We start from the raw sequence: 21,138 nt of genomic DNA on the forward strand, positions 1-21,138 counted from the left end.
GCTACAACGTGCCCTCGAAGCTGGTGGCATTGACGAGGGTGAAGGGCGAATGCCAGGAGACGAACCCCGTACGGACCGTTGCATCGTCGGCCTCGTCGAGGACCGGCTGCGCATCATCCATGCCAGGTACGTCGACACCGTAGAAGTGAGCGCGCTGAGCGACGATGCCAAGGCCGCCGTTGCCCAGCAAGCTAAGGTCGATCGCCCATCTGTGCCCGGACGTGTGGGGCCGCGACCCCATAACCGGCCACACCGTTGGTACAGAACTTGGCTCACCCGAGTTCCACTCGAAGTTCTCAACACCGACGGCGACGAGAACGGCGGTGTTTCCTTCGCGCAATTGCAGCCCGCCCTTGAAATCGAACAGAGCGCCGATGGTCTTTCGCATCGCGTCGAACCGGACGTCAAGCAGCTGGCCCTCAACGAGTGCGTCCTCTAGAACGAGAGGGTCCATCTCGGGATTGGGCGCGAGCGACGGCGGGCGCACGTCGGGTCGTACGAGATTCTCGAGCGCGGAGGTGACGGAGATTCCTACTGCAAAGGGATGTGCCACAGCGGGTCCTTCTTCGAGATCGTTTCGCCGGTGATGGGATTGACGGCTTGCTTGCCACGCATGTAGACGACATAGCCGTTTGGGTAGGTGTGCTTTCCGCTAGCAGTTGGATCCATGATGCGGATCTCGTCGACACCCTTGTCGAGCTCGGGAGTGCCGGGTGGGATCTTGTAGCGCATCCCCTTGCCGTTCTCAGCCAGTTCTCCGACCACGCCCTTCGGCACGCCGGGCAGCTTGACGTTGCCGACCTTGACGACTTCCGGAGGATTCTTGCGCAGATGGTCGGCTCGGCGCGCTGCGGCTTCGGCGGCGCTCTTCGTGTCCTTGGCGTCGTCCAGCTCGTCGAGGGCCTTCAGCGCCTTCTTGATCTTCAGCGCTTTGAGCGGTCCGACGAGGGCGGCGAGCTCGAGCACGCACTCGGGGATGTTGGCGTCATCGCCGATGCAGACTCGTGGATCGCCAAGAAGCAGCGTCAGCGCGGTGACCGCTGGATCGTCACCGCCGCGCGTGGGCCGCGGCGCGGCAGGCGGCGCGTATTGCGACGGCACCGGCCCGAGGGATCCGAGCGCCCTCCACCCGTCCGCGGACGGCCCCTGATCGAGCAGCGACGCGAGCTTGCGGGCGGTGCCGTCCAGCGCCGCCTCGAGATGCGCGTGCTTCGCGTGCAGCCGCGCGACCGTCGCGGCGCGCGCAGACGCCAGTGCGGCGTCGTACGCCGGATAGGCGGCGGGATCGGCAGCCTCACCCGACCGCGGCTCGGGCACCCCGAACCCTCGCGCCGTCGCGATCGCGAACTCCTCGTTGAGCACCGCGCAGCCACCGTCGTACAGGGCGACGGCGAGCGCCCACGCGTGCAGCACCGACGACGCGAAGGTGCCGGCCTCGTGGAGCCCGTCGCCGATCGCTGCGGGCGGTGACGCGAGTGCGTCGATGAGCTCGGGCAGGCTGCCAGCAGTGACGGTACGCGCGCGGCGTACCCCTGCCGCTGCCTCGCGAGCCACCTCTCGCACCTCGCCGGAACGAGCAGTCAGCGTCTCGGCTGACCGTACGACGTCCTCCGGCCGCGCCGGGTAGTCCGTGAACAGAACCGTCATCCCACCTCCTCGTCACAGCGAAGGTAGTGGCGCGAACGGCCCCGCCGCTGCCGCCGATCAGCCGCCTGTGGACAACTCCCAAACACCGCTCGAGCAGGGCACCGACAGACGCATCTCCGCAGGTCAGAGCACAAATTCGGTATGCGCAGAACGGGTGTAAATGGGATGGATCGGGGCATTCTGGACGTTGTACTGAAGACACCTGAAGGAGGTGCGCCATGGCCCAATCCCGTTCTCACATCGGCCCTCGCCTGCGACACACCGGCACCGAGCCGAAGACTGCGCTCAGTGCGTACGGATTGCGGCTGGCGCTGGCACTCGGCGGGCTCGTCGTCTTCGCGGCGATCGCACTCTGGGTCCTCCTGACGCCAGGCATGACCGCGGCGGCGTCCGTGCTCGGGGTGGTCGCCGCAGCCATCGCGCTGCTTGCTGCGGTCGACGTCGTGATGATCGTCCGCGGGATGCGGCACGAGCATCCCGTAGATCCCCGCCACCGCAGCTGATCAGTGATGGTCGAGGCGACGCCCCCCGCGCTGGTCGAGGCGACGTCCCCCCGCTGGTCGAGGCGACGTCCCCCGCTGGTCGAGGCGACGAAGTCGATCGAGACCCCCGACACGCCGTGTCGCGGCCCGAAAACAGCCTCTGACCTGCGACGACAGAAATGTCAGTCCGAGAGGTGAAGATAAGTTGCATGGCTTGGGGCAGGCGCGTACGGTTGCCACTACATCTAGTACTTACACGGATGTAGTTATCCACATCTAGTCCACACGGGGCGTGGGCGAACCCACAGGAATCACCGGGTTCTCCACATTCAGTCCACAGGGTTTCGACTCGCAAGCTCGCTCAACCAGCGAAACTCGCTCAACCAGCGGAGGAGGGGAAACGGATGCACTGCCCGTACTGCCGGCACACCGACACCCGGGTCCTCGACAGCCGCGTCGCCGACGACGGGGGAGCGATCCGCCGGCGCCGGAGCTGCACCGAGTGCAACAAGCGCTTCACGACCGTCGAGCAGATCCAGCTCACGGTCTGCAAGCGCTCTGGCGCGACGGAGCCGTTCTCGCGGGACAAGGCCGTGAGTGGCGTCCGCAAGGCATGCAAGGGACGCCCGGTGGACGAGGACGATCTCGCGCGACTCGGCCAGCAGGTTGAGCACGCGCTGCGGGCGGCCGGGGGAGCGGAGGTGAGCTCGCACGAGGTGGGGCTCGCCGTCCTCGAGCCGCTGAAGGCGCTGGACAAGGTCGCGTACCTGCGATTCGCCAGCGTCTACAAGAACTTCACCGACGTGGCGGACTTCGCCGACGAGATCGCAGTGCTCATGGCGGCTGACGCCGACTGCGAGCTCGTCAAGGAGATCGACCGCGCCTAGCACGACACGACAGCGGGTTTCGACTCGCTTCGCTCGCTCAACCAGCGGGGGAAGCTCGCTCAACCAGCGAGCAGGTTTTTTCGGGGAACGACACGGGGAGAAGGGGCACAGCAGATGACGGAGACGGTCAGCGGACCGAGCGGGGCTGCGCGGGGGCGCAAGACGACGAAGCGCGCCGGTGGCAAGGGCCTGACGATCGATCGGGTCTACACCACCGAGGGTGTGCACCCGTATGACGGCGTGACGTGGGAGCGTCGCGATGTCGTGCAGACCAACTGGAAGACCGGTGCCACGGTCTTCGAGCAGCGCGGGGTGGAGTTCCCCGACTTCTGGAGCGTCAACGCGTCGACGATCGTCACCACGAAGTACTTCCGTGGCGCCGTCGGCACCGACCAGCGTGAGCAGTCGCTCAAGCAGCTCCTCGACCGCGTCGTCCTGACGTACGTGAAGGCCGGCAAGGACAACGGCTACTTCGCGACCGACGCCGACGCCGAGCTCTTCGAGCACGAGCTCACCTACATGCTTCTCCACCAGGTCTTCAGCTTCAACAGCCCGGTCTGGTTCAACGTCGGCACGTCGAGCCCGCAGCAGGTCAGCGCCTGTTTCATCCTCGCGGTCGACGACTCGATGGACTCGATCCTCAACTGGTACAAGGAAGAGGGTCTGATCTTCAAGGGCGGCTCGGGCGCCGGCCTCAACCTGTCCCGCATCCGCTCGAGCAAGGAGCTGCTGCACTCCTCGGGCGGTACGGCGTCGGGTCCCGTGTCGTTCATGCGCGGCGCCGACGCGTCCGCGGGGACGATCAAGTCGGGCGGCGCGACGCGTCGCGCGGCCAAGATGGTCGTGCTCGACGTCGACCACCCCGACATCGAGGAGTTCGTGCAGACGAAGGCACGCGAGGAGGACAAGATCCGCGTCCTCCGTGACGCCGGCTTCGACATGGACCTCGGCGGGCACGACATCTCGTCCGTCCAGTACCAGAACGCCAACAACTCGGTCCGCGTGACCGACGAGTTCATGCAGGCGGTCGAGGAGGGGGCTGCGTTCGGGCTGCGTGCTCGTACGACGGGCGAGGTCATCGAGACCATCGACGCCAAGAAGCTCTTCAAGGACATCGCGCAGGCCGCGTGGGAGTGTGCGGACCCGGGCATCCAGTACGACTCGACGATCAACGACTGGCACACCACGCCGGAGACGGGTCGCATCACGGCCTCGAACCCGTGCTCGGAGTACATGCACCTCGACAACTCGTCGTGCAACCTGGCTTCGCTCAACCTGCTGAAGTTCCTCCAGGACGACGGCTCGTTCGACGTCGAGCGCTTCGTGAAGTCCGTCGAGCTGATCATCACCGCGATGGACATCTCGATCACGTTCGCCGACTTCCCGACCGAGGCGATCGGTGACACGACGCGCAAGTTCCGTCAGCTCGGCATCGGTTACGCCAACCTCGGCGCGCTGCTCATGGCGTCGGGTCTCGCGTACGACTCCGACGGCGGCCGCGCGCTCGCTGCCGCGATCACCTCGCTGATGACGGGCACCTCGTACCGTCGCTCGGCGGAGCTCGCAGGCATCGTCGGCCCGTACGAGGGCTTCCAGCAGAACGCCGAGCCGCACGCTCGCGTGATGCGCAAGCACCAGGCCGCCAACGACGCGGTCCGCACGATGCACGCGATGGACATCGCCGTGCACCGTGAGGCCACGAAGCAGTGGGCCAAGGGCATCGAGATCGGTACGAAGCAGGGCTGGCGCAACGCGCAGGCGTCGGTGCTGGCTCCGACCGGCACGATCGGCTTCATGATGGACTGCGACACGACCGGCATCGAGCCGGACTTCTCGCTGGTCAAGTTCAAGAAGCTCGTCGGCGGCGGATCGATGCAGATCGTCAACCAGACGATCCCGGTCGCGCTGAAGAAGCTCGGCTACACCAACGAGACGATCGAGGCGATCGTCGAGTACATCGCAGAGCACGGTCACGTCATCGACGCGCCGGGCCTCAAGACCGAGCACTACGAGGTCTTCGACTGCGCGATGGGGGAGCGGTCCATCAAGCCGATGGGCCACGTCCGGATGATGGCCGCGGCTCAGCCGTTCCTGTCGGGCGCGATCTCGAAGACGGTCAACATGCCGGAGACGGCGACCGTCGAGGAGATCGGCGACATCTACTTCCAGGGTTGGAAGCTCGGCCTGAAGGCGCTCGCGGTCTACCGCGACAACTGCAAGGTCGGCCAGCCCCTGAGCACCGGCAAGGGCGAGAACAAGGGCGTCGACTCGAATGTTGCTGGTCGAGGCGACGAAGTCGATCGAGACCCGGTCGAAACCGTCAAGACCGTCATCGTCGAGAAGCCCATCCGCAAGCGTCTCCCCAAGACGCGCCCGTCGCTGACGACGTCGTTCACGGTCGGCGGTGCCGAGGGCTACATGACCTCGGGCTCCTACCCGGACGACGGCCTCGGCGAGGTGTTCCTCAAGCTCGGCAAGCAGGGCTCGACGCTCGCCGGCGTGATGGACGCGTTCTCGATCGCGGTGTCGATCGGACTCCAGTACGGCGTGCCGCTCGAGACCTACGTCCAGAAGTTCACCAACCTCAAGTTCGAGCCGGCCGGTCTGACCGACGACCCGGATGTGCGGATGGCGCAGTCGATCATGGACTACATCTTCCGCAGGCTCGCGCTGGACTACCTCCCGTTCGAGGTGCGCTCGCAGATGGGCATCCACTCGGCCGACGAGCGCCAGCGCCAGCTCGACACCGGGAGTTACGCGCCGGTCGAGGAGGAAGTCTCGGAGTCGGAGAGCCTGAAGTCGAGCCAGCCGCCGGTTGAGCGAGCGGAGCGAGTCGAAACCAACGCCGTCGCCGAGCTCGAGCGCGAGGCCCAAGTAGACGCCGCCGACGCGGAGATCGTCGCCGAGGCCGCACGACCGGCACCGAAGCAGGCGCACACCAGCGCGGAGCTGTTGCAGGTCATCTCCGGGACCGAGGTCGACGCACCGCTGTGCTTCACCTGCGGGACGAAGATGCGGCCGGCTGGCTCGTGCCACGTGTGCGAAGGCTGCGGAGCGACGAGCGGTTGCAGCTGATACTGACTGACTGAGTGGGGCGGTCCCGATTGGGACCGCCCCTTCTCACGTTCTGGCGCTGGGCTGGTCCGACAACCCACGTCCGCCAACAAGAGCGCCGGTGAGTCGTCTTCCAGAGGGATTGTCGGATAACATGGCGGCCGCGTCGAGTGCCGGTGGCAGGCAGTGCCAAGCATCGAGGCGTCAGACCGAAGGAGCACGACGATGATGGCGTCGTATCCTTCGCCCTCTCATGACTGAGGGCGACAAGACCAGGATCATCGCCTGGAGCAACGAACTCAGAGTTGTACACGAGCGGCTCCGAGAAGCACTTCACGTGACGCTGGACGCCGCGATATCGGGCGACGCGACAGTGGCAGCCACACGCGACCTCCTGCTCTTTGCCACGGCTTCTGCACGGCACTGACTGACCACCACGAGGGTGAGGACCAGCAGGTGTTCCCCGCCATCGCTGCCACCCACCCAGAGCTGGCGCCGACACTGCTGAAGTTGGAACAGGACCATGGGATGATCGCCCACCTCCTCGCGATGCTGCAGGTTGCTGCCGAGAAGGGCCTGCCTCCGAACACGCTCGAAAGTCATCTGGACGTGATCGCCGCGATCATGGAGTCCCACTTCCGGTACGAGGAACGCGAGCTCCTCGCCGTCCTCGACACCGTGCGCTGAGAGATCCCGTCGAACGACCGGGAAAGAAGGTGCTTGGACTGCCCAATACGGGTCTGTCAGAAATTCTGTGTAAGTGGCTCGGCGTGTCGAGCCAGAGACCAGTTACACCGTTCATCTGACAGACCCCCACCAGGGTCCTCCCAAATGTGTCCCGCGTTTGCCTGAGCAGCCATGCTAGGCGGCACGCACTCCGAGGCCGGGGGCTTTCGGCGGGTTCGCGGCCTTCGTCGGAAGGAGAACTGCGAGATCGCCCGCGCGAACCGCGGAAGTCCGCCACAATTCTGAGGTGGCTCAATATCAACCCGCTGCTTCCAAGGCCGTCGCGACAGCGCGCATGTACCGCATCGCTAACGAGCCGGTCGAGCCGCTCGGTCCAGGGAGTAAAGAGAAGCGCTCAGCGCTCGAAGCTCTAGGCCGTGCGGTTGGCGCAGATGTCGCCTCCATACGAGGGAAGGTCGAAACGGGGCGCGCCCTCGCTAGCCATCTCGGTGTGGCGTGGGACGAGCGCGCGTACTCAGCCGGTGACACGATCACGTTGGTCGGTTTGAACCGGCTCCTGGAGGGGGCGGTACGCCGCTTGTCGCCAACGCGTGGGCCTCGGATGGTGGAGGTTCTGATGCAAGCCCCTCCCGCGCCTCGGTCGGTGGACGTCGAAGGAGAAGCGATGAGTGAGGATCAGGACGAGCAGCAGCGAGAGGACCTGCAGCGCAGCGTCGCGAAGGCCATCGCCGAGCTCAGTTCGACTGAGCGGACGGAGACGCCCCAGGGGGTCGCCGTCACGACGCCGGACATTGAGGCCGCCGACGTCCGTTTTGACGACGGCTCGTGGCGCGGGTCGGTAGGGGCTGTGCAGGGTTGGTTGCAACTCCCAGGCGACCTCGACCCGTCGAGTCCAGAGAAATTCGACGCCTCGCTCGCGGATGCGCTCGGCACCCCCTCGCGAGCGACCGAGGCCGACTTGCTTGCCGCGTTAGCCGAGCGCCTTGACCGCGCCACGGAGTTGAGAGAGCGGTTCCTCGACACGATGGAGGGGGTTTCTGAGGGCGATGCGACCCTCGAGACCGCCACGCGCGCATGGGTGACCGCGTGGGACGAGTCGGTCGAGGAGTCCGAGGAGTACGAGTCCGCGAGCACCGGTCCGATCCGCGCGGAGGCCGACACATGGCCGATCCAGCAGTTCGGTCAGTTCGCCGCCGACGGAGAGATCGACCTGGCTCCGTCCTACCAGCGTGCGGATGTCTGGCCGACGACGGACGCGCAGATGCTCATCGAGTCGGTCCTTAGAGGGATTCCGCTGCCGTCGATCATCATTCTCCAGCGCCTCGAGAACGGCCGGGTCATCTACGAGGTCGTCGACGGCAAGCAGCGGCTCACCTCCATCCTGCGCTTTATCGGCGCGCACCCGATCGCGCTCGAGACGATCGAGAAGAAGAAGGACGAGTGGGGCGAGCCGTATTTGCGCACGATCTTCACCGAGGACTATCCGGCCTTCAAGAAGCTATGGCGCAAGTACGAGATGGAGAACCTCACGGCCCAGACTGAACGCAAGAACTATTTCCCCTTTCCTCTCCGCAAGGGTGACGTCAAGGCACTGAGCGGCGAGCTCGAGCCGCTTCGTGGGAAGTACTACTCGGAGATCCGCAGCAAGACCATCACGGTGGTCGGAGACCCGCGTCCCGTGAAGTTCGTCTTCGAGCAAGCGGCGACTTACAAGATCCCGGTCATCACCTATAAGGACGCGACCGACGAGCAAATACATGAGGTGTTCAGCCTGTACAACAAGCAGGGCAAGCACCTGAACGCCGAAGAGATCCGCAACGCGCTCTATCACCACCTCGACCTCATGCGGGCGCTTCTCGTCACCGCCGGCGACGCCGACGACGTCGAGGTCGTCGCGCCGTTCCTCGCTGCGTACGACGACGAGTGGTCGTCGACCGGAGAGACCCTCACCAAGTCGTACGGGTTCGGAAAGGCGGGCTACAAGCGCACGAAGCTCCTCTCGTGGATCGCATCCGTCCTCCTCTTCGACGGCGGCCGGCCCGAGAGCCGGTCGACGGCGGGCTGGATCGACTCGTTCCTGAGGCGAGTCTCGGAGGACCGGCACGACGTGCTGAGAGATGACGAGACCGTCGCGGCGGCGATGATCCTCTTGCGTCGCGGCCTCGACGCGCACGCCGGCCTCGATCCCGATGTGTGGGTGCCCTTCCGGAACGCGACCGGCCAGAAGTGGCAAGAGCTCCAGCTCGTGGCGAGCCTCATCGCCTTCTGCGCCGCCTACCTGATTCTCGACGACGAGCTCGAAGAGGTTGCAGAGGACGCTTCGGAAACGATCCGTGAACGCTCCGCAGGGTGGAGGAGGCCGGAGAAGACGCAGTCGAGGGAGCAGTGGAGATTCATCGCCATGGTGGTGGAGAACCTGCTGGAGATTCTCGGCGTCGACGGCGTCGAGGCAGACCGGGCGCTGCGCGAACGCTTCGGTAGTTCGGGGCTCGGGACGCTCTTGGGGCTGAACACCGTCGATGTCTGAGCCTGGTGCCGCTCGCTTCGGGACGACTGCTGTCGAGCGCGCGTCCACGGGCGACCGGGTGACGTGGTGGGACGCCTACAACCAGAGTCTCCGAGCGTCAGGTCTCGGTGAGGAGAGCAGGCGCGCCGTCGCCGACGACGCCGACTTCATCGTCGACACGGGCATCTTCGGTGCGGGGTCGCCCGGCGACGACGGTTGGCCCGAGAGCCGCGAGCGTGTCGGTCTCGTTATGGGTGCGGTCCAGTCCGGCAAGACAGCGTCGATGATGGCGGTCGCTGCCAAGGCCATGGACGCTGGGGTCGACGCCGTCGTAGTGCTCGCAGGGACTCGTTCGGCGCTCTGGCTGCAGACCTTCGAACGGCTGGTCTCCCAGCTCGATGCGCTGCCCGATGGCAGCAAGCGACGAGTTCTCGTTCCGTCACGGCGGTCGATGGATTCGGACGCGGGGATCGACCTGTCGATGGTCTACGGCGTGAGCCGGCAGCAGGCGCGTCGCGCCGTCGCGAAGTCGAGGCCTTTCATCGCGGTCGTGATGAAGAATGTCGCGCACCTGCAACGCGCTGCGCAGATGCTGCACGAGACCGTCTATCCCGCCGCCGCACGTCGTACCCGACCCTTTCACCTGCTCGTCATCGATGACGAGGCAGACGACTCGTCGGTGATGGACACCGGCACGGAGGATGTCGAGCACGTCCTCGAGCAGCGCCAGGTGCCCCGTCGGATCGTAGACCTGTGGGAAGCGAGGCGGCGACCCGGTGAGACGGCGAGCCCTCACCTGTACGCGACGTACATCGCCTACACGGCCACGCCCCAGGCGAACTTTCTGCAGAACCCCGACAACCCGCTCGCACCACGCGACTTCGTCGTCGGTCTGCGCACGCCGGGTGCCGAAGGGAGTGTTGAGGTCCGCAGCCCTTCGTACCGGGTGAGCGACGGGCTCGACGGGTGGTACACCGGCGGAGACATCTTCTACCGGAGGTTCGCGGCGGCAAGGCTCTGTGTGACGGTCGACGACCTCCCGCCAGACGCAGCGACGACAGAGGCCATCCGTGCGTTCCTCGTCGCGAGCGCCGTTCGCCTCATGCGCGAGCCCGACCGCAAGGGCCCACGCACGAGCCGTACCGTCCGGGGGGTGTCCAGCCGAGAGGTCACCGACGCCGTCGCAAGGCCAGCCTCGATGCTCATCCACCCAGGGGCTGGGAAGGACGAGCACTTCGAGGTAGCCGACGAAGTACTCGCCTGGTCGCGGGGCGGGACGGAACCGCCCGACGACGGTGCCCGGACCCTGGGCAGCGTCGGCATCGCCGCCGACATGGATCTGTCGCCGGAGCGATGGCTCCGGTGGCTTCGGTCGTACGGCGAGTCGTCGGAGTTCGTCGCCGCGGCGGCCGACCCGTACCTGCTGCGCAGGATCCCCGAGGACGGCGAGTGGGACGAGGTCCGACGGCTCATCCTCGAAGAGATCGTCCCCGGCACGACCGTGGCAGTCATCAACAGCGACGAGCGTGCCGACGACCGCCCCAACTTCTCGCCGATCCGATCTGACGACGGGTGGGTGGCCCCGCCCAACCTGTCGACGATCTTCGTCTCGGGAAACGTCATGTCACGCGGCCTGACGCTCGAGGGGTTGCTGACGACGCTGTTCAGCCGGTCCAGCGATCAGCCGCTCGCCGACACCCAGATGCAGATGCAGCGGTGGTTCGGGTACCGCGGCCCGTACATCGACTTGTGCAGGGTCTTCGTCTCCCAAGAGCAGCTGGCGCTGTTCGCGCAGTACGACGAGAACGACGAGGCACTTCGGACCCAGATCCTTGAGGCGATGGCGTCCGATCCCGATCGCGCCCCGGACGTCACGGTCCTCCAGGGCCACTCGTTCAGGGCGACGGGAAAGATTGCGGGCGCGAAGGCGGTCCAGCTGTGGCCCGGGCCGCGCCCCTTCGTACGGCACATGAACCCGGTCGGCGGGGACCGGGCGAACCTGGAGCTCGTCGGCGCGCTGCGCGCGGAGCCTATGCACAAGGTAGACGCGTCGAAGGTGCCCCGCGGATTCCTTCTCGAGCGGACGTTAGACCTCGCCGCCGCCGCAGATCTGCTGGACCGACTGCGCTACGCCGACCACGCGAGAGTGAGTGATGACGAACGACGCTGGGCAACGGCAGAGAGTCACGCAAAAATGTCGTCCGGCGACTTTCTGAGCCCTCTCTATCGGGCGCCTGACAGCGACGACATCGCAGATATCGATCCTTCTCCGTACGACATCGCTGCGTACCTGAGGCTTTGGGCGGCAGCGCTCGACCGCCGAGTTCCTGGGATGATGTCGACGGACGATCCCCCCGTCTCCTGGCGGTTGCTCGACCTCGACCGTCGCGCGGAACAGCAGCCGCGGTTCCGGATCGGCATCCGCACGGGAACAGGGGAGCCGTTGACGGGCGGACCACTCGCGGGACTCAGGCCGATGCGGCGGGAACTTCTCGCAGGCACCAACGACCTTGTCGCGACGTGGGGTTCGAGGAACCGTACGGGTGGTGTCATCCGGGGCGACGAGCTCTTCGACTACGAGATGCTCGGCGAGCCGTCCCACCTGACCACGGCCGAGGCCCGGGCGCCGGGCAGCGACGGACTGATCCTGTTCCACGTCATCGATCGCGGAGGTGGCCAGGCGACGATCGCCGTGGGTGTCGCCATTCCCGTCGGCGGTCCCGACCACGTGCAGGCACGGAGAAGCACCGATGAGTGACACCAGCGCGGAGTTCGCGCCACCGGCATCGTTCGAGTGGCTGCGCGACGAGATCGCCGATCTCGAGCGGAGCCGTGACGCCGCGAGCCGGGAGCTGCTCTGGGCCGACGAGGGCCACCGCCTCGCCGTCTCACGTGACCCGCGCGGGGCTGTCGAGCTGTTCCTCCCGGGGCCGCCTCTCGAGCCTGTGCTCCCGCAGGTGAGCGCGAAGCTCGACCACGACGCCTGGACGACCAAGGGCGGCGAGCCGCTCGCGGCTTCGCGCATCGTCCTGCCCGATGCCCCACACTTCGACGCCGTCGCTGCGTTCCTCGCCGCCGAGCTGCTCGAGCGCGGACTCGTCGACGATCGGGAGGGGGCCTTTCGGGCCACGGAGCCAATCATCGCGCTCGCGATCTCCCGCGCCGAGATCCAGAACCAGGTGCTCCTCGGGCTTGTCGGGGAGCTCGTCGCGCTCCTCGCGCTCGTCCGCGCGGCACCGTCCGCCGCCGCGGCCGAGATCGTCGGCGGGTGGGCCGGCAGCTTCCGGTCGAACCGTGACCTCCAGGTTCGGACGGTCGGGGTCGAGGTCAAGACCACGACCGGCGCGGCGTCCCACCACCACATCCAGAGCCCGTTGCAAGTGACGCTCGGCCACGCCCGCGACGGCCAGCCGGAGACGGCGCTCTACCTCCTGAGCTTGGGCATCCGATGGCAGCCGTCGGGTAGCGGCGCAGGCATGACGCTGCCCGAGCTCGTCGAGGACCTGCTGGCTCGCCTGCCCTCGGAGGACGGTGAGGATCTTCTGGCCCGGATCAAGCAGTACGGGGGCGACGCCGCCACCGGCTACGACCACGCCCGTGACCGCCTGCGGAGCAGGTATCGCCATCCGTTCCGCCTGACGTTCGAGCGCCTCTACGACGTCGTCGGCGACGATCTCAGGCTGCCTCAAGTGAGCGACTTCGACAGCATGAGCGCCGTCGACGCCGCAACGGTCAGCTTCGAGGTCAACCTCCCGCCCCAAGTCAGGGGTGATCGGAATCCGGTGGTCGGGTTGCCGGATATCTCACGTACGGTGCTCGCCGAGTCAGCGGTCGGGGTGCGCCAGGCGTGAGAGCTGCGTCGCAGGCGGCGGGTCGTACCGGGATTGGTCTGACGCATCAAGTAGTGTCCTCGAACATGAGCTCGAACGACCCTGCCTTCACGTTCGTCGATCTCTTTGCCGGAATCGGGGGCTTCGCCGCTGCGCTGAAGGCATTCGGTGGCGCCTCGGTGTACTCGGTCGAGATCGACCGCGTCGCCGCCAAGGTCTACGAGCAGAACTGGGGCCACTCGCCTCTGGGGGACATCACTGTCGACGCGAACGACACCGCAATGAACGTGCCGGAGCATCACATCCTCACTGCGGGCTTCCCGTGCCAGCCCTTCTCGAAGTCCGGTGCGCAGCGTGGCATGGACGAGACACGCGGGACCCTGTTCTGGAACATCCTCAAGATCATCGAGGCTCACCACCCGCCGGTAGTCGTGCTCGAAAACGTCCGCAATCTCGCCGGGCCACGGCACCGGCACGAGTGGCAGGTCATCATCGAGCAGCTCCGTGCGCAGGGCTACCACGTCGCTGACGAGCCGGCGGTGTTCTCACCCCATCTGCTGCCGCGCCAGCGCGGTGGACGCCCGCACGTCCGTGAGCGCGTCTTCATCACCGCGACCCACGACCCGGACGGCTTAGGTGAGGTCGACCCGCTTCCGGCGGTGCGCAACGAGTCGCTCCGCGGGGGAGAGGAGTGGGACCTCGAGGTCGACCTCCCGCTCGAGCCAGACCATCAGGCCGAATGCTGCGAGCTCTCCGACGAGGAGATCCGCTGGATCGATGCCTGGGACGACTGGGTACGGATGATGTGGAGGCTGCGCCGGGAAGAGGCTGGGCGGACGAGCGAGCCGATGCGGCGTCTCCCCGGCTTTCCGGTCTGGTCGGACGCCTGGGTCCACGTTGATGCGCTCGAGATCCTCGACGGAACGCCAAGCTGGAAGGAGAACTTCCTGCGGAAGAACGCGGACCTCTACACCGCCCACGCGAGCGACTTCGACGCCTGGCGCGACCGTCACGGAGTTCGCGACTTCCCCGCGTCCCGGCGCAAGTTCGAGTGGCAGGCCCAGTCGGCGCAGACCCTGTGGGAGTGCGTGATGCAGATGCGGCCGTCGGGCATCCGGGCGAAGCGGGCGACGCATCTCCCGGCGTTGGTCGCGATCACGCAGACCTCGATCATCGGTCCGAGACGCAGGCGGCTGTCGCCTCGAGAGGCGGCACGCCTTCAGGGGCTCCCGGACAACTTCCTGTTCGACGGTCAGCGAGCGGCATCGACGTACCGCCAGCTGGGCAACGGCGTCAACGTCGGGGTGGTGTGGCACGTGCTGCGTGAGCATGTCAGGCGTGACGAGCCGATCCTGAAGCGGACCGCAGCTGGCCGACGGGTGATTGATGCCGTCCTCGCGCCAGAGGTCCTCGGTCCCGACCACGCGTTGGAGCGCGTGGTGGAGGAGTCCCAGAGGCGGGCCGGCTAGAGCGCACTGAGGGTCGCCAGCACGGTGTCGGCGGCGGACGCTGGCGGCTCGTGCTCCCAGAATCGGAGGACGGTCCAGCCTTTCTCTTCGAGGAGCCGTGTGGTGTCGGCATCGCGGCGCTGGTTGGCCCCTAGCTTGGTACTCCACCAGCCGCTGTTGCTCGTCGGTGACGTCCCGTGAATGGGGCAGTTGTGCCAGAAGCAGCCGTCGACGAACACAGCGAGTCGCATGCGGGTGAACGCGATGTCGATGCTCCGGCGACGGTTCCCCGGGACGGGAAACGCGACCCGGTAGCGGAGGCCGCGGGCGTGGAGCTCCCGCCGCAGCGAGAGCTCGGGCTTGGTGTCCTGCCGGAGCGCGCGCGACATTCGCGCGGACACCGCCGCGCTGCTGGCTCCTGGGTGCGCGGGAACGTGGAAGGGGTTCTCTTCGCCCATGCTGGCTCCCGTTCGGCGGAACAAGGCATTCGTTGCGGTCTCGTGAGGCCGAGCGATTGCCTCGGCTCCAGGCTGACAATCCTATGCAGCGTTGCGTTGCGTGTGCTGCGTGCCAGTTTCGCTATCCTCACCACCATCAGTCCGCAACGGCCCGACAGGCGCGTCGATGACAAGCCTCCACCCGTGCGGGAAGTGCTCATGCCTTCCTGGGGTTTGTCGTGCCGTTGTTTCGGGGTTCGGTGGCGCACTTGCGCGCCCAGATCGAGGGCGGCTCGCTGGTGCCGACGTTGGTCGAGCAGTACCGCCACCAGCTTGGTCGTTCCGCGCCGCCGGCAGAGGTTCGGTCCTGGGAGCGAAGTCTGGCGGTGCTCGCGACCGACCTCGCCGACGCCGGGCTCGATCAGGTCGAGGCGCTCGTCGAGTACCAGCTCCCGCTGACGAGCAAGCGCGCCGACGTAGTTCTCTGCGGGACACATCCACGCACCGGCGCGGCGTCGTACGTGATCGTCGAGCTCAAGCAGTGGACGCGTGCTCACCTGATCGAGGACGCGATCGACGTCGTCGAGCTCGACGGCTCAGGTGAGCGGCTTCACCCGGTCGAACAGGTCCGCCGCTACTGCACTCACCTCGGCGACTTCGCTGCGGTTCTCGCGAACAACGACGATCAGCTGGCTGGCGTGGCATACCTTCACAACGCCACCGACGCCGACATCGCCGAGCTCTGGGAGCTCCCGCAGACTGAGCACGGGCGGATGTACACCGGCCAGCGACGTGGTGCGTTTTTGGACTACCTCCGTACGCGGCTCTCGCCTGCGTCGGGCTCCGCCGCAGCCGACGACCTCCTGAGCTCCGCCGTACGACCGAGCAAGCAGCTGATGGCGCTCGCCGCCGAGGAGGTGCAGCGGCGTGAGCAGTTCGTCCTCCTCGACGAGCAGCAGGTCGCGTACTCGCTCGTGCTCCGCGCCGTCGAGCGAGCGTACGCGCGCAATACCAAGGAGGTGCTGGTCATCTCCGGAGGTCCCGGCTCCGGCAAGAGCGTGATCGCCCTTTCGCTCCTCGGTGAGCTGTCGCGACGGGGGATGACTGCGCTCCATGCGACTGGCTCGAGCGCGTTCACTCAGACGCTCCGCCGGGTCGCCGGCGCGCGGGCGCCGCGGGTGAAGGGGATGTTCAAGTACTTCAACCAGTTTGTCACCGCTCAGCGCAACGGGATCGACGTCTTGATCTGCGACGAGGCGCACCGACTTCGTGAGACCTCGGCGAACCGCTATACAAAGGCGACCGAGCGTACGGGCAAGCCTCAGGTCGAGGAGCTCATCGATGCTGCGCGGGTCCCCGTGTTCCTGCTGGACGAGCACCAGGTTGTCCGCCCCGGCGAGATCGGCACGGTCGACGACATCGAAGCGGCGGCTACGCGGCTCGGGCTGCAGACGAGGGTCGTCGATCTCGACGGCCAGTTTCGTTGCGGCGGGAGTCGGGCGTACGAGCACTGGGTTCTGCGGCTGCTCGGGCTCGAGCCCGGCGGTCCGGTCGAGTGGGAGGGCGACGAGGCATTCGCGCTCGACCTCGCAGAGGCGCCGAGTCCGATGGAGGAGCATCTTCGTTCTCTTCTCGCGGGTGGGTACGGAGCGCGAATGGCGGCTGGCTACTGCTGGCGGTGGAGCGATCCGATCAAGGGCGGCGGCCTCGAGCCCGATGTACAGATCGGCGACTGGCAGAAGCCGTGGAACAACAAGAAGCAGACGTCGCACGCAGGCGCGCCGGGGACGCCCTTCTGGGCGACCGATCCCGCCGGGTTCGACCAGGTTGGTTGCATCTACACCGCGCAGGGCTTCGAGTACGACTACTCCGGCGTGATCATGGGGCCCGACCTCGTGTGGCGAACCGATCGCTGGGTGGCGCAGCCCGATGCCAGCCACGACACGGCGGTCAAGCGTGGGTCGTACGGCGAGTTCGATCGGGCGATCCGCAACGCGTACAAGGTCCTGCTGACGCGCGGGATGCGGGGCACGATCGTGTACTCGTCCGATCCCGAGACGCAGGCGTTATTGGACTCACTCATCCCGGCACAGGCGTGAGAGGCTGGCGGTTATGTCAGACCTGACGGCGTTGCGGGATGCGATGCGCGAGTTCACGGCGGAGCGTGGCTGGGAGCGGTTTCATGATCCGAAGTCGCTGATCGTCGCGCTTGTCGGGGAGGTCGGGGAACTGTGCGAGCTGTTTCAGTGGCTGCCGTCTGGTGAAGCCGCCGCGCTCGCCGGCGAGGAGCCGTTGAGGACGCGGGCGGGAGAGGAGATGGCGGACGTGCTGCTCTATCTCGTACGACTTGCGGACGTGCTCGGGGTCGACCTTGCGGCTGCGGCCGAGCGGAAGATGCGGCTGAACGCGGAGAAGCATCGCGCGTAGTCAGCGCAGCCAGCTGCAGGCCTTGTTGTGCCTGCGGAGGAGCCCGGTGTCGGGTCCAAGCTGCTCGACCACCACAGCGATCTCGCGATTGTTGAGCTGGGCGTACTCGCCGCCGATCGCGGGGGCGACGCGGACCTGACGAGTCGGGAGGACTGTGAGTCGGTGGAGATCGAAGAGCGTGTGGACGTCCGACCGGAGCAGCAGGCCGTTGCGAGCGTCGTTGGTGTGTTGGCCGCGGTACGGGGTGATGTGGGCGGCCTCGAGCACGTCAGTGACCCGCGTGCCAGTGATGGCGCACGCTCCGCCGTACGCGTCGAGGAGCTGCCGGCGGAACGCGCTCTGGCCGCGGCGGGCGGCGATCGCGCGGGTCTGCCAGGCGCGTGTGTCGAGGTTGGCCGGGATGTCGAGCTCGGAGAGTGGCGGGGTGTCGTCGCCGTGCCCCTCACCGGTGAAGTAGACAATCAGGTCGCTGACTCCCATGTCGGTCTTCACGGTGATGAAGCCGTTGCTCGCTAGCGCGCCTGAGCCGATCGTGGACTGCATGTCGGTCCACCTCGTTACGACCGGCTCGTCCGGTTCGGACACGAGCTCCATGCCGAACTTGTACTCGTAGGGCTTCACGCGATGATCCGGCCAGGGAAGCTTGTCGGTGGACGAGACTGGTGAAGCATCGGTCGTCGCGCGTGCGTACGCGATGAGGCCGGTGCCGCCCGACATCCAGAAGAAGAGGTCGTCGCCCGCGCGAACCGGGCGTCGAGCCCGAGTTGCCCAGATGCCGTTGTCTCTACCGAGTCTCCAGTTCTCAGGGACTTTGCTGCCCACGGTGATGACGTGACCTGCCAAGGCGGCGATCCTCTCGAGATCGCTACGGGTGGAGGTTGCGCCGGAGGGAACCTGTCGGGCCGAAGCTCGTGCTGTGTGTGATGGGGAGCCTAATGCAGGCTGTCGGCAACGCTCGAATGTTGCCTAAAGGCAGGGATCACGTAGGGCCTTCGGCGTCCCAGACCCGCGCGTAGAAGTCAGAGACGAGCGACCAGATCCGCATTAGGCCATCCTCGACAGACGCTATCTCGTCGGCGTGCTCTCCGATGACGACGAACTCGTGCGGGATGAGGCGACCGGCGGTGTCTCGCCGACCCTCGGGATCTGGGAACCGCAGCGCCACGGAGGTGCCAACGCGGTGACAAAGCGCCGGTTCGTCGTTGTGGCCGGCAAATGCCCGGTCATATTCCGCGAGTGGATCGGCCAAACCACCGTCCAGGAGAAATCGAAACCCCCACGTGCGACCCCGAGTGGCCCAGAGGAGCCATCCGTTGCTGTCCTTGGCGAGATTCACTTGAGGCTCCGGATGAACAGCTTGTCCGTAACGGCCTGGTCGAGGTCCAACCTGAACTGGGTAAGCATTGCCGTGAGGTAGTCGCGCTTCTCACGCGCGGCTGAATTGATCTCACGCAATTGTGTCTCGCTCAGCTTGACCGCGGCGACTAGTGCAGGCAGAGCGACCTTGGCGAGCGGACCGACCTTCGGAACCTTGGCCACCAACTTGTCAACCTGCAGGAACCTCCCACCCAGGAGAGCGACAGCCAAGACCTCGGCTCCGTCGGCCAAGGAGTCGAGCACCCTCCGCGGGATCTCCATGCGCTCGCTCCACTGGACTCGCCGCTCGAGTGGAAGCACGGAAGCTACAGGAAGGATCAGATCGAGTCCCACCTGCTGAGTCACGTTAATCTCCACGGGCGCGGAGTCGGCGGGAGATAGCTCGAACTTGGCCGAGGATAAGAGCATGAAGTCCTCGCCAATAGACAGCGCGCCGGGGGTCTCAAGCACGCCCTGAATCGCCTCACGCAGCCTGTCGACGTCATCGTTCGCCTTGCGGATCACGAGGTCACGGAACGTCTGGACAGTCCAATCGGGGAGGAGGTCCGCTTTCGAGAGCGCCAAAATCCAGATGCGGGGGAATTCTGTAAGACGAGCTTCGTCGGCCAAAAGATCTTCCTTCAGCCGTAGTACGCCTTGCCGAAAGTTCGTGAGGAGCAACGTCAGGTACCGCTCCTCATGCCCCTCGTAGTCCAAGAGCTTCTGGCCATCGACCAAGAACAGGGCGACGTCGGAGCGCAACAGCGATCTAAAGGTGTCGATGCGTCGATTCGCCTCCTCATCGGTCGAAGGCGATTCCTCGAACCATTCGCCCGGATAGTCGTGCCAGGCAAGCCGCAGCGTATCGAACGCTCGCTTCTTCGAAGCTGGGTTGTCGCCACTCTTGAGCTTCACTGAGAAGTAGTAGGTCGTGGATTCGAATCGAGTGGCAAGCGGTGCTTTGGTGTCATCCCTCATGCCGAGGTAGTTCTGAAGGAGCCGGTTGCCTTGACCTGTGTCTTCAGCCACCAGGTCCCAGAGATCGTTCGATTTCGCGCCCGCCTGTGCAGGACCGTAGAACGAGGAGACCAAGACGGTCTTACCCGAGCCACTCTCGCCGAATACTGCGATGTGCTGCTCCCGGACCCTGGGGTATTTGGCCATGGCGGGAACGTACCTCATCCATTCAGTGCGAGCGGGCGATCCGCCGAGCAGCCAGTCGAGTCCCGGTAGAGGGGTAGGGCAGCGCGGTCGCCGAGGTGGTCCAGGCAGCGGCAGCCTCGACGCCCGCGGAGTCGGGCAGCGACAGTTGCGCGATCGGCTGCAGTCGCTCGGTCGTACCGTCGGGCGCGGTCGTCCCCCGCCGCCAGCGACCTCAGGGCGACGACGTCCGCTGTCCGCTTCTTGAGCTGCACGTCCACCTGGCGTGCGCGGTGCGCCGTCGACCTCCGCCATCGCAGTACCGAGCGCCTTCGTCGACCCGACTAGCTGTACCCGGCCATCAGGTTGGTGGCAGTCGGCTGATCGGCGGCTTGCCTCCGAGTGCGCCAGCGCGTCGTACAGCTTGCTCGGTTCCTCGTTGAGGATCTGGCCGAGCTCCCCGTATGACAGGAGGGGCCGGAAGTTCTCCATCGGCGGCTTCGCCCTAGCGCATGACCTCCTTGGCGCCGTGCGTCATGCTAACGTCATGACGTGGCGATGCTTCAGCTCAAACGGCTTCCGGACGACCTCCATGCCGCACTGCGCGAGCGTGCCGAGGCCGAGGATCTGTCGATGAGCGATTTCGTCATCCGCTTGCTGCGGGCTGAGCTCGCGGTCCCGTCACGCCGCGCGTGGCTCGACGACGTCGCCAGCCACCGGCCCGAGGAGCCGCTCGGGCTCGACATCGAGCAGGTGATGGACGACGTACGTGAGTCCGAGCGGTGATCGTCCTCGACGCGAGCGCCGTGGTCGATCTGCTTGCTGGTACGACGCGCGCGCCGCAGGTTGAGCGCCGACTCGCGAAGGACGATATGTGGGTGGCGCCGGAACTGCTGGTGGTCGAGGTGGTCTCCGCGCTCGCGCGGTTGGAACGCGGACGCGACCTGTCGCCGCGAGTCGCACGCCAGGCGATGGACGACTTTGCCACGATGCCGATCCGGCTCCTCGGGAATCAACCCCTCGCGGCGGCTGCGTGGCTATGGCGGACGTCGACCCGGGCTGCCGACGCGTTCTACCTCGCGTGCGCAGCCGCTGTCGGCGCCCCGCTGGTGACGACGGACGGCCGTCTCGCTCGCGGTGCGCCGGACGGTGCGCAGGTCGAGGTCATCGGCTGACCGACGACGCTCGCGATGGTTCCTGCGATGACACAGAGGTGTTGATACATATCGCGGACAAA

Annotated in this window: 19 protein-coding genes; 13 read left to right on the forward strand and 6 right to left on the reverse strand. The window is 66.4% G+C overall.

Annotated features, from left to right (window positions below; all coding sequences use genetic code 11):
• Nucleotide 1 precedes the first annotated feature (1 nt).
• Nucleotides 2–553 (reverse strand): hypothetical protein, encoded by a 552-nt coding sequence (locus tag GH747_RS17235; protein ID WP_149770848.1) that lies wholly within the window; start codon nt 551–553, stop codon nt 2–4.
• Nucleotides 532–1,647, reverse strand: a complete 1,116-nt coding sequence (locus GH747_RS17240) for a hypothetical protein (protein WP_149770849.1) — start codon at nt 1,645–1,647, stop codon at nt 532–534. The genes GH747_RS17235 and GH747_RS17240 overlap by 22 nt, the downstream gene beginning before the upstream one ends.
• 218 nt (nt 1,648–1,865) lie before the next feature.
• Between GH747_RS17240 and GH747_RS17245 the strand changes: the two genes are divergently transcribed.
• The 9 genes from GH747_RS17245 (at nt 1,866) to GH747_RS17280 (ending at nt 14,562) form a co-directional block, all read left to right on the forward strand.
• Entirely contained in the window at nt 1,866–2,150 is a 285-nt protein-coding gene (locus GH747_RS17245) for a DUF6343 family protein (protein ID WP_149770850.1), read from the forward strand.
• Nucleotides 2,151–2,533: 383 nt separating this feature from the next.
• Nucleotides 2,534–3,016 carry a transcriptional regulator NrdR gene (gene nrdR, locus GH747_RS17250; RefSeq protein WP_149770851.1) on the forward strand — a complete coding sequence of 161 codons (483 nt, stop codon included), beginning with the start codon at nt 2,534–2,536 and terminating at the stop codon, nt 3,014–3,016.
• A gap of 114 nt (nt 3,017–3,130) precedes the next feature.
• Nucleotides 3,131–6,091, forward strand: coding sequence for a vitamin B12-dependent ribonucleotide reductase (locus GH747_RS17255; RefSeq protein WP_149770852.1), 2,961 nt, complete (start codon nt 3,131–3,133; stop codon nt 6,089–6,091).
• Between the two features lie 232 nt (nt 6,092–6,323).
• Complete coding sequence (locus tag GH747_RS22330) at nt 6,324–6,497, forward strand: hypothetical protein (RefSeq protein WP_228552969.1); 174 nt, start codon at nt 6,324–6,326, stop codon at nt 6,495–6,497.
• A gap of 29 nt (nt 6,498–6,526) precedes the next feature.
• On the forward strand, nt 6,527–6,757 hold the full coding sequence (locus tag GH747_RS22335; RefSeq protein ID WP_240466204.1) for a hemerythrin domain-containing protein: 231 nt from the start codon (nt 6,527–6,529) through the stop codon (nt 6,755–6,757).
• Nucleotides 6,758–7,421: 664 nt separating this feature from the next.
• Complete coding sequence (locus tag GH747_RS17265; RefSeq protein WP_163695727.1) at nt 7,422–9,284, forward strand: DUF262 domain-containing protein; 1,863 nt, start codon at nt 7,422–7,424, stop codon at nt 9,282–9,284.
• Nucleotides 9,277–12,021 (forward strand): Z1 domain-containing protein, encoded by a 2,745-nt coding sequence (locus GH747_RS17270; protein WP_149770854.1) that lies wholly within the window; start codon nt 9,277–9,279, stop codon nt 12,019–12,021. Before GH747_RS17265 ends, GH747_RS17270 begins: the two co-directional genes overlap by 8 nt.
• Complete coding sequence (locus GH747_RS17275; RefSeq protein ID WP_149770855.1) at nt 12,014–13,114, forward strand: PD-(D/E)XK motif protein; 1,101 nt, start codon at nt 12,014–12,016, stop codon at nt 13,112–13,114. Before GH747_RS17270 ends, GH747_RS17275 begins: the two co-directional genes overlap by 8 nt.
• Nucleotides 13,115–13,179: 65 nt before the next feature.
• On the forward strand, nt 13,180–14,562 hold the full coding sequence (locus GH747_RS17280; protein WP_149770856.1) for a DNA cytosine methyltransferase: 1,383 nt from the start codon (nt 13,180–13,182) through the stop codon (nt 14,560–14,562).
• Here GH747_RS17280 and GH747_RS17285 read toward each other — a convergent pair.
• Nucleotides 14,559–14,942 carry a very short patch repair endonuclease gene (locus tag GH747_RS17285; protein ID WP_228552970.1) on the reverse strand — a complete coding sequence of 128 codons (384 nt, stop codon included), beginning with the start codon at nt 14,940–14,942 and terminating at the stop codon, nt 14,559–14,561. The two genes, GH747_RS17280 and GH747_RS17285, sit on opposite strands and share 4 nt — an antisense overlap.
• A gap of 296 nt (nt 14,943–15,238) precedes the next feature.
• On the opposite strand from GH747_RS17285, the gene GH747_RS17290 reads away from it, so the two are divergent.
• Together GH747_RS17290 and GH747_RS17295 are read left to right on the forward strand one after the other, a co-directional pair.
• The gene (locus GH747_RS17290) at nt 15,239–17,077 is read left to right on the forward strand and encodes a DUF2075 domain-containing protein (protein WP_149770857.1); all 1,839 of its coding nucleotides are present in this window, start codon (nt 15,239–15,241) and stop codon (nt 17,075–17,077) included.
• A 13-nt stretch (nt 17,078–17,090) separates the two neighbouring features.
• Nucleotides 17,091–17,405: a nucleotide pyrophosphohydrolase gene (locus tag GH747_RS17295; RefSeq protein WP_228552972.1), complete on the forward strand. Its 315-nt coding sequence runs from the start codon at nt 17,091–17,093 to the stop codon at nt 17,403–17,405.
• Here the strand turns inward: GH747_RS17295 and GH747_RS17300 are convergent, their stop codons facing one another.
• From GH747_RS17300 to GH747_RS17310, 3 genes are all read right to left on the reverse strand, one after another.
• Nucleotides 17,406–18,026 carry an HNH endonuclease gene (locus GH747_RS17300; RefSeq protein WP_205602997.1) on the reverse strand — a complete coding sequence of 207 codons (621 nt, stop codon included), beginning with the start codon at nt 18,024–18,026 and terminating at the stop codon, nt 17,406–17,408.
• A 358-nt stretch (nt 18,027–18,384) separates the two neighbouring features.
• Nucleotides 18,385–18,741: a hypothetical protein gene (locus GH747_RS17305; protein ID WP_149770858.1), complete on the reverse strand. Its 357-nt coding sequence runs from the start codon at nt 18,739–18,741 to the stop codon at nt 18,385–18,387.
• Nucleotides 18,738–19,925: a TRAFAC clade GTPase domain-containing protein gene (locus tag GH747_RS17310; protein ID WP_149770859.1), complete on the reverse strand. Its 1,188-nt coding sequence runs from the start codon at nt 19,923–19,925 to the stop codon at nt 18,738–18,740. Before GH747_RS17310 ends, GH747_RS17305 begins: the two co-directional genes overlap by 4 nt.
• 534 nt (nt 19,926–20,459) lie before the next feature.
• Between GH747_RS17310 and GH747_RS17315 the strand changes: the two genes are divergently transcribed.
• Both GH747_RS17315 and GH747_RS17320 read left to right on the forward strand, forming a co-directional pair.
• Nucleotides 20,460–20,687, forward strand: a complete 228-nt coding sequence (locus GH747_RS17315; RefSeq protein WP_377036083.1) for a FitA-like ribbon-helix-helix domain-containing protein — start codon at nt 20,460–20,462, stop codon at nt 20,685–20,687.
• The gene (locus tag GH747_RS17320; protein ID WP_149770861.1) at nt 20,684–21,076 is read left to right on the forward strand and encodes a type II toxin-antitoxin system VapC family toxin; all 393 of its coding nucleotides are present in this window, start codon (nt 20,684–20,686) and stop codon (nt 21,074–21,076) included. Before GH747_RS17315 ends, GH747_RS17320 begins: the two co-directional genes overlap by 4 nt.
• Nucleotides 21,077–21,138: the final 62 nt, after the last annotated feature.

This window comes from Mumia xiangluensis (assembly GCF_010994095.1).
Taxonomy (GTDB): Bacteria; Actinomycetota; Actinomycetes; order Propionibacteriales; family Nocardioidaceae; genus Mumia; species Mumia xiangluensis.